The organism is Flavobacterium tyrosinilyticum, assembly GCF_023656565.1.
Taxonomy (GTDB): Bacteria; Bacteroidota; Bacteroidia; order Flavobacteriales; family Flavobacteriaceae; genus Flavobacterium; species Flavobacterium tyrosinilyticum.
In genome coordinates, this window is record NZ_JAMOKG010000004.1 from 440,349 (window position 1) to 448,616 (window position 8,268).

Below are 8,268 nucleotides of genomic sequence, written 5' to 3' on the forward strand. Positions count from 1 at the left end.
TAATTCCAATAAAAAAAACTCCATTATTTCTAATGGAGCTTTTTTACACTAATTGTTATTTTACTCTTACTAAATCTAAGTCCTGAAAATCAAAACTAAAATCAATGTTTGGAGAGATGCCTTTCATTTTAATAGATTGAGCTTTGCCATTTTCATCCAGAGAAAACAGGGCCATTGCATCACAATTCATCGCTTGATATTCCCATTTTATGGCAAATGTATTAGCATTATAAAAAGCCATTGGACCATTTAATTTTGGCGAACGGTACGATTTAAACCATAACTTTTTATTTTTTTCAAATACTTCAATTTCACCAAACCATTTATCAGCATAAACACCTATAAAATCTTCATTTTTTATTTTTACATTTTTTGCCAGTTTTACTTTTTCCCAGACTTTTTTGGTTATATCATCACCCGAATTTCTGTCTTCACCCATCCATTGTACCAATTTATCAGTCCATCCAAAATCATCTAAACCTAAATAACTATCAGAAATGGTATTGCTAACTGCTGTAAAAAGTCCTCCTCCTCCATTTTCAGTATTGGTTAAAATTACAATTCCCAAATTCAAATCTGGACACATAGTTACAATAGAGAGCATTCCAGGCAAACCTCCAGTATGTGATACTTTTAAATTTCCTTTTTCGTCTGATAATTGCCAGCCTAAACCATAACCATTAAAATGAGAATTATATCTGGGATTTTGATCTGTTTCTTGAACAGTATGTATTCTCCACATTTCATTGTGGTTCTTTAAGGAAAAAAGCGTCGTTTTCAAATCTGGTCCGTACTGACCTTTATTCAAACGAACTATCATCCATTTCGCCATATCTTGAGCATTAGAAAACATGCCACCCGCAGCGGCATTAATTTGATCATTAAACCCTTCAATTTTCTTTATCGTTCCAGATTCAGACGAATGCGAAACTGCAAAATTAGATGTATCTTTTATTAAACTACTTCCAACAAAAGTATTGTTCATTTGCAAAGGAGCAATGATTCTTTTTTGTACAAATTCCTCATAACTCATACCGCTTACTCTTGCAATTATTTCGCCGGCTACGACATAAAGCAAATTATCATAATCCCATTTCGTTCGAAAAGCTGAAACAGGCTTAAAATGCTGAAAACTTGTCAAGACATCTTTAATGGTAAAATTAGTACCGTCAGGAAAAAACATCAAGTCACCTGCTCCCAATCCTAATCCGCTACGATGAGTCAGCAAATCCTGTATATTAAAATTCTCCGTCACATAATCATTATACATTTTAAATTCAGGAGCATAATCTTTTACCTTATCGGTCCATTTTAATTTTCCTTCGTCTTCCAAAATAGAAAGCGCTGCTGTTGTAAATGCTTTACTATTTGAAGCAATTTGAAAATTAGTATTTTCATTTACAGCTTTTTTTGTTTCTACAGAACTAACTCCATAGCCTTTTAAATGAATTATTTTTCCATCTTTAACAACTGCAATTGATGCTCCTGCTACTTTAAATTTCGCCAAGGCAGATTCCATCAATACATCAATATTTTGTGATGTTATTTGACTAAAGGCGGTTGCTGACGAAAAACAGATACAAATAACTAATACTAAATAACTATTTACTTTTTTCATTTATGGATTTAATTAATGTTTCCAATTCCGTTTTTTTCTGGTTCACAATTATCAATTGACTTTTATCGTCTAAAAGAATTTTCTCTACAAATTCTTTATCAGGATTTGCTTTCCAGTTCTTCAATTCTGTAAACTTACTTTTCAAAAGTTTTATTTTTTCTTTACTGTCTTTTGAAATAATCACCATTTTAGTCAGTGGCGTCTGCTTCATTTTTTCAATACTGCCTTCCGTAATTTGATCTTCATATTCTGTTCTGGAACGATAACGAAACATTTTATTTATAACCTTAAAATCTTTTTCATTTTCTGTAATCACATAACGATATGTCATGATATTATTCAATTCATTTATCCAATCTGGAAAATTGGTTTCGTAAAGCTGAATATAACTGTCTATAAAATTCTTATCAATAGGTTTCTTTTGATCGATATATTCTTTAGCTAACGGATAAATCTGCTTTGCCATCAAATTGATGTATTTATTACTATACCAATCTCCCGAATCTACTTTACCCTCTAATTCTGCATAAACATAACCATTACCTAATACCGTCGCCAGAACTTCATTCAATAATTGATAAGCGTAATTACTGCACGTTGATTTATTCGTTTTGAAATAAGTGTCTATTTCTTTTTTTACTTCAAGGGATTGTTCGTCGTAAATGATATGATAGGTCTCATGCATCATCACACAAAATAAATCTTTATGTGATTTTAAGTCGGTTTGAATAGCACTAACGAAATTATTACAAAATGCAGAAGCTGTAAATCCTTTAGAATTAGGCAAAGGATAAAAAGCCGCCACAAAAGGGATTGAATTATCCCAACTGGAATTATAAAATACTAATCCAGTTTTAAAATAATTTTCAATCTTGTGATCATTAGAATATTTTTGAATTTCATCTAACTGTTTTTCAAACTTTTCTTTGTTAGGATTATAGATCAATTCATTATAAATAGGAGTAAATTCTGAAATACATTCTCCTAAATCACTCAGCGTTTTATTGGGAATCATTCCTGCAGAACGAATTTTGAAATCATTTAAATTATCGGTTTCAATCAAACTCTTTTTCAAAATATCCTGCGTTTGCATTGTTTTCTTTGATCCGTACGGAAAATCTTCAAATCGGAAACTATAAGAAATAGACAATTGCTCAAATTTTGAGATTAAACTTTTATACTTCTCAATATTGTATTTTGATTTTTGAAACTCTGTTTTAAAAACATTTTCCGGATAATATTCGGATAGATTTTCTAAAAAAACAAAAACTGCCAGCTGCTCCGAATATTTAATTTTGAAAGAGGCATTTTGTCCAAATGTCTGCAAGGTTAAAAAGAAAAATAGATACTTTATTACAATATTAATTTTCAAGTTTATTCATTTTAAGTTACTAAAACATTTGTAAGATTATAAAGCTAATATACTATGTTTTTCCTAAGGATAGTAGTTTTAATATTTTAACACAAAAAATAAATACATAAGACCTTATACCGAAAGTTCTTATTTAAGAATTTGTCGCTATATTTTTCTTTCTTTTATTATTGAAATAATTTCTAACTGGGATATCATACAGTACCATTATTAGATAAGCAAACCCAACCAACAAAATCACTGAAGTTATTACAACAAAAGTCAGTTGTGTTGTATCTGGTTTGTAGTTGGTAAAATAATTTCCAAACATCCATAAAACCGCATAATGCGTCATGTATAATGGATAAGATATTTTTCCAGAAAAGATGCAGGCTTTTTTTAATCCAGGTTTTAAAACAGCTCCCGCACCTAAAGAAATTAGCAATGGAAAATAAAGCAGTACAACCAATGGTTCAGAAATCCAATTATATTCTGAAAATGGCATAATGAAAGCCAAAAGCAATAGAATAGTCAATCCTCCGAAACCAAGTTTATTTTTTATAATCCAGTTAGAGCGATAAATAAGTAACCCTGCTAGGAAAGAATACGAAATTCTGGCGCATCCGTCCCAAAATGTTGGTCCGCTCCAGCCTCCTAACAAGTTACCCGAATTATAACCGACATAACAGATTGCGATTGCAGATAACATCGTAAACAGCAATAAAAAGCTTCTGCCAATTCTATAAAGAACTAATGCATAAACGATATTGGCAATATATTCCCAAAACAGTGACCATGCTGGCGCATTAAAACTAAACAAATTGAAACCACGATCAGCAATAACTGGAAACGGAATAAGAAACAGAGAACAAATAAATGTCAAAATAATTTTTCCTGTACTATATAATTCCAAATGTCCTCCAAACGGATCAAACAAGAAAGCCAACAATCCTAATATGGACCCAGCAATAACCAACGGATGCAACCTTATTATTCTTGAGATAAAAAAGTTACGAAGTCCCATTTTTGCGATACGATCATCGTAAGCATATCCTATAACAAATCCCGAAAGGCAAAAGAAAAAATCGACAGCCAAAAATCCGTGTCCTATAAAATTCTGACTTGGATCAGTAAAAATCCATTCCATAAAATGAAAAACAACAACAGCAAAAGCTGCGATGCCTCTTAATCCGTCTAAAATTTCAAAATGTTGTTTAGTTTCAAGAACTGCTGTAGTTGACTGGCTTGTACTCATTAGATTGTAATAAACTTATAATTCAGGTAATTTGGTATCGTTGCAAGTTCTACAAATAAATATTCAAATCAAAATCAGATTAATTTAATTCAGTTGTTAAATTTTTGAAGTTTCACATTTAAATAACTTTTTACACTTTTTCTGGGAATGCTTTTTTCTTAATTTTACCGAAAATTAAATTTTATCATGAGTTTTAAAGGTTGTCTTCCTCCTCCAGTAAATTAATAATGCTTCTTTAGTATTGACACTTGACTGAATCTTCAGTCCGATTTGTTGTGTCTTTACCTCAATCACATTATTAATATTCAAAATATATCCTCCAAAAAAAGGATAGACAACTTCTTATGAAAAAATCTTATTTGATACTGCATTCTGCAGTTTTACTTGCTGGTTTTACCGGCGTTTTCGGAAAACTTATTTCTCTTAACGAAATTACTTTAGTTTGGTATAGAGTATTATTTGCTTCTATTATTCTCTTTTTCATTTTAAAAATTTACAATCTTAAAATGCTAAAGTCATTTTCTGAAGCAGTAAAAATTTCTAAAGCTGGAATCTTGATTACCATTCATTGGATTTTCTTTTATGCCAGCATTAAATATTCTAACATATCAATTAGCGTTGTTTGCTATTGCCTTACCAGTTTTTTTACAGCTTTCTTTGAACCTATTCTTAATAAAAAAAGATTCAATCTAACTCAGGTCTTATTAAGTGTGTTAACCTTATTAGGAATAAGCTTGATTTTTCATTTTGATTCTTCTTATCAACTTGGAATTTTACTCGGGGTAATTTCTTCTGCATTTGCTGCCTTGTACACTATTTACAACGAAAGACTAGTACAATTTTATGACAGCAAGCTCATTAATTTTTATCAAATGCTCGGAGGAACTTTAGTTTTAGGGCTTGCTCTTCCGTTTTATTTTTACAATTTTGCAGAACAGGTTTTTATTCCGAACTTAAAAGACATTTTCTATTTATTAATTTTAGCTTCATGCTGTACCGTTGCGCTTTATGTAATGTTTGCAGAATCCCTTAAAAAAATCCCTGCGTTTACCATAAATCTAACATTCAACTTAGAGCCAATTTATTCGATAATATTAGCCTTTTTGTTTTTTAATGAAGGCCAGTCGGTCAATTTCTCTTTTTATATAGGAATAAGTTTGGTTATGATTTCCGTTCTTTTCCAATCTTTAATTTCTATTCGAAAGAAAAATACCATCACTGAGCAAATCTCTTAGAATTATAAAAACAAAAAACTCCTTTGTATAAAAGGAGTTTTTCTTTTTAGTTATTTTTTTAATCATTCAATCCTTTTCCGTCTAGAATTCGCCCAATATTTTTTTCTACTCTAGCTTCTCTAGTTTTAGATTGTTTAGGTTGAGAAAAATGGAGTAAATAGGCTCGCTGCCTTCCAGGAGTTAAAGCATAAAAAGCTATTTTAAAATCAGCATCTGAATCAAATTTATGCTGAAGCTCTTCTGCAATTTCAAAATCGGAAACTTTTTTCAGTTCCACTTTTTGTCCCGATTTCTCGATTTCGGCCGCTTCAAAAATATACTTTTTTAGAATTTCTTTTTTGGCTAAAATATCTTCAACATTTGTAAATCGAATTTGACGCGCTGCCTGAACATTATCTGATTGTTGAATCAAGATATTATCAGGATCTTTCATTAAAGCACCTTTGAAAAACAAAAAAGCGCAATATTCTTTAAAATAATGAATCAATACGATATTTGCTTTTTCGAAAGTATAACAAGGAGATCCCCATTTCAATTCTTCAGACAAATGACAGTCTAAAACAATTTCTCTCATTTGTTCAATTTCGGCTCTCCATTTTTCAGCTTTTTCGAAATAAAAATCAACTTTAGAGTTTGTACTATGTTTGGTCATAACGAGTTAATTTATAAATATAAATTTAGCATTTTTATATATTTAAATTTCAAAACCCTTAATAATTCCTCTTTTAGATTGACGAACGAAATTTAGAATTTTATCTCGTTCAACCGTTTGCTCAAATTCTTCATTGATTATATCCAGAGCAAATTTTGTATTTCTCTTCTCTTGAAATATAATTCTATAAATTGATCGAATCTCGTCAATTTTTCGAGAATTAAATCCTCTTCTTTTTAATCCCACAGAATTTACCCCCGCAAACCTCAAAGGTTCATGCGCAACAACCACATAAGGAGGAACATCTTTAACTACTCGGCTTAAACCACTAATCATAGCATGTTCGCCAATGACCGAAAATTGATGTATAGCTGTTAATCCACTTATATTTACCCAATCCTGAACAATTACTTCACCAGCCATTCCGACACTAAATCCAATAATAGAATTATTACCAATTACACAATCGTGCCCAATATGCGCATTAGACATAATCAGATTGGAATTACCAATACAGGTTTTACCTTTTGAGATTGTTCCCCTATTAATAGTCACAAACTCCCTAATTATATTATTATCTCCAATTTCAAGAAGAGTATATTCTCCCTTAAATTTTAAATCCTGAGGTACGCCGCCTAAAACAGCATTAGAATGGATTTGACAATTTTCTCCTATTCTTGATCCGCTTAAAATCGTTACATTGTTACCTATCTGCGTACTATTTCCAATTACGACATCTCTCTCAATAGTCACACCATTTCCTATGAAAATGTTATTACCTAGAATAGCATTTTTATCAATAAAAGTTTCTTTCAATTTTTGCATCTTTAGTTAGCTACAAAAGTTGAAAAACCCTAAATATTTTTTATTGATGTAATATCAAATAATTGATGCACGAATTCTGCTCAAAGTTTCCTGACTTACGCCAATTAATGACGCAATGTGCTTCAATTTGGCTTTTTTAATAATTTGTGGAAATGACTCTAAAAGAAATAAGTATTTTTTCTCTGCAGTCATTAAACGAAATAAATGATTAAACTCATTTATATTTGAAAGGTAGTATCGAAGTTGTTTAATATGAAATTTTACAAATATAGGATATTCCAATAAAGCCTGTTCATCCAAATAAGATAATGAATATACTAATGTTTCTTCACAGGTTTGAAAATTTTCAAATGAAGGTTTCTGTTCAAAAAAACTACTCATTGAAGTTACAAATTGATTATCGGTATAAATCCACTTCGTAACTTCTATCCCGTCTTCAATACAAAATCTTCTAATCGCACCCGATTTAATAAAATAGATTTTATTGCAAACTTTACCCTCTTCAACAATAAACTCACCTTTTTTGAAAGTTTCTTCGAAAAAACTTTCCTTAATAGCAAGCTCTGTCTCCAAATCTAATTTCTCAAAACTATTTATAATCTCAATTAGCTTTTCCATCCGTTTTTATTTCATAATAACCAAATTTAAAGCGAATTTAAGAGAAAAGCTAAACCTAATAACAAACCGTTGTTTTAAATAGATTTTAAGAACTTTAAAGATCTAACAATAATATTTTGAGACTTCCTCTTCGGATCAAGCCGCTCAATGTATCTTTTAAAAAAGAGACTTTATAGAAAGGTTCCACCAAAAGTTTAGCATTTCGGAAAATGATACCTTTTCTATCCCTAGCGCGATCCCACGTAAAGAACACATCTATATTTTCAAAATAAACTCCAACTCTAAAACTCAGGAACAAAACTCCAACTAACGATTAAAAAAATTCAGCTTCAATTACATGTTAATAAACTTTGCGAACTTTACTACTTCGCAATGACTTTAAAATAAAATTCACTGCACTCTTTGCAATTAAATCCTAATACTGATCTCCACAAAGCCTTGCGTTCTTCATATTTACAAGAAGAATCATGCGTCTTTACAGTTAAATTCAAAATCAGCCCCTCAAAAACTCAAAAAATCCCTGCCGAGGGATCGGGAGGGATTCTTAAAGGCAAATCTCTAGCGCAGTTTGCATATTTTCCAGAAAACAAAAAATCCCTCCCGATAAATCGGGAAGGATTCTTAAAAGAAAGGCGACGACATACTCTCCCACAAAACTGCAGTACCATCTGCGCAGGCGGGCTTAACTTCTCTGTTCGGGATGGGAAGAGGTGA

General features: G+C 31.0%; 7 protein-coding genes and 1 rRNA gene. 1 reads left to right on the forward strand and 7 read right to left on the reverse strand.

What is annotated here, in order from left to right; genetic code table 11:
• Positions 1–55: 55 nt before the first annotated feature.
• From NCC77_RS22255 to NCC77_RS22265, 3 genes are all read right to left on the reverse strand, one after another.
• A complete protein-coding gene (locus NCC77_RS22255; protein WP_250837521.1) occupies positions 56–1,618 on the reverse strand; it encodes a serine hydrolase in 1,563 nt (520 codons plus the stop codon).
• A complete protein-coding gene (locus NCC77_RS22260) occupies positions 1,602–2,990 on the reverse strand; it encodes a hypothetical protein (RefSeq protein ID WP_250837522.1) in 1,389 nt (462 codons plus the stop codon). Before NCC77_RS22260 ends, NCC77_RS22255 begins: the two co-directional genes overlap by 17 nt.
• 133 nt (positions 2,991–3,123) lie before the next feature.
• Positions 3,124–4,224, reverse strand: coding sequence for an acyltransferase family protein (locus NCC77_RS22265; protein WP_250837523.1), 1,101 nt, complete (start codon positions 4,222–4,224; stop codon positions 3,124–3,126).
• Positions 4,225–4,568: 344 nt separating this feature from the next.
• Here NCC77_RS22265 and NCC77_RS22270 point away from each other — a divergent pair, with 344 nt between their 5' ends.
• On the forward strand, positions 4,569–5,459 hold the full coding sequence (locus NCC77_RS22270; protein ID WP_250837524.1) for a DMT family transporter: 891 nt from the start codon (positions 4,569–4,571) through the stop codon (positions 5,457–5,459).
• Positions 5,460–5,517: 58 nt separating this feature from the next.
• Here the strand turns inward: NCC77_RS22270 and NCC77_RS22275 are convergent, their stop codons facing one another.
• The 4 genes from NCC77_RS22275 to rrf form a co-directional block, all read right to left on the reverse strand.
• A complete protein-coding gene (locus NCC77_RS22275) occupies positions 5,518–6,111 on the reverse strand; it encodes a YdeI/OmpD-associated family protein (protein ID WP_250837525.1) in 594 nt (197 codons plus the stop codon).
• 42 nt (positions 6,112–6,153) lie between these two features.
• The gene (gene lpxA, locus NCC77_RS22280; RefSeq protein WP_432442332.1) at positions 6,154–6,936 is read right to left on the reverse strand and encodes an acyl-ACP--UDP-N-acetylglucosamine O-acyltransferase; all 783 of its coding nucleotides are present in this window, start codon (positions 6,934–6,936) and stop codon (positions 6,154–6,156) included.
• 54 nt (positions 6,937–6,990) lie between these two features.
• The gene (locus NCC77_RS22285; protein WP_250837527.1) at positions 6,991–7,554 is read right to left on the reverse strand and encodes a Crp/Fnr family transcriptional regulator; all 564 of its coding nucleotides are present in this window, start codon (positions 7,552–7,554) and stop codon (positions 6,991–6,993) included.
• Between the two features lie 627 nt (positions 7,555–8,181).
• A 5S ribosomal RNA gene (gene rrf / locus NCC77_RS22290) occupies positions 8,182–8,268 on the reverse strand; the annotation flags it as partial.

Excerpts from the sequence above, each read along its gene's own strand:
- NCC77_RS22255 (WP_250837521.1), bottom strand. The coding sequence starts at position 1,618 with ATGAAAAAAGTAAATAGTTATTTAGTATTAGTTATTTGTATCTGTTTT.
- NCC77_RS22265 (WP_250837523.1), bottom strand. The coding sequence starts at position 4,224 with ATGAGTACAAGCCAGTCAACTACAGCAGTTCTTGAAACTAAACAACAT.
- NCC77_RS22270 (WP_250837524.1), top strand. The coding sequence starts at position 4,569 with ATGAAAAAATCTTATTTGATACTGCATTCTGCAGTTTTACTTGCTGGT.
- lpxA (WP_432442332.1), bottom strand. The coding sequence starts at position 6,936 with ATGCAAAAATTGAAAGAAACTTTTATTGATAAAAATGCTATTCTAGGT.
- NCC77_RS22275 (WP_250837525.1), bottom strand. The coding sequence starts at position 6,111 with ATGACCAAACATAGTACAAACTCTAAAGTTGATTTTTATTTCGAAAAA.
- NCC77_RS22285 (WP_250837527.1), bottom strand. The coding sequence starts at position 7,554 with ATGGAAAAGCTAATTGAGATTATAAATAGTTTTGAGAAATTAGATTTG.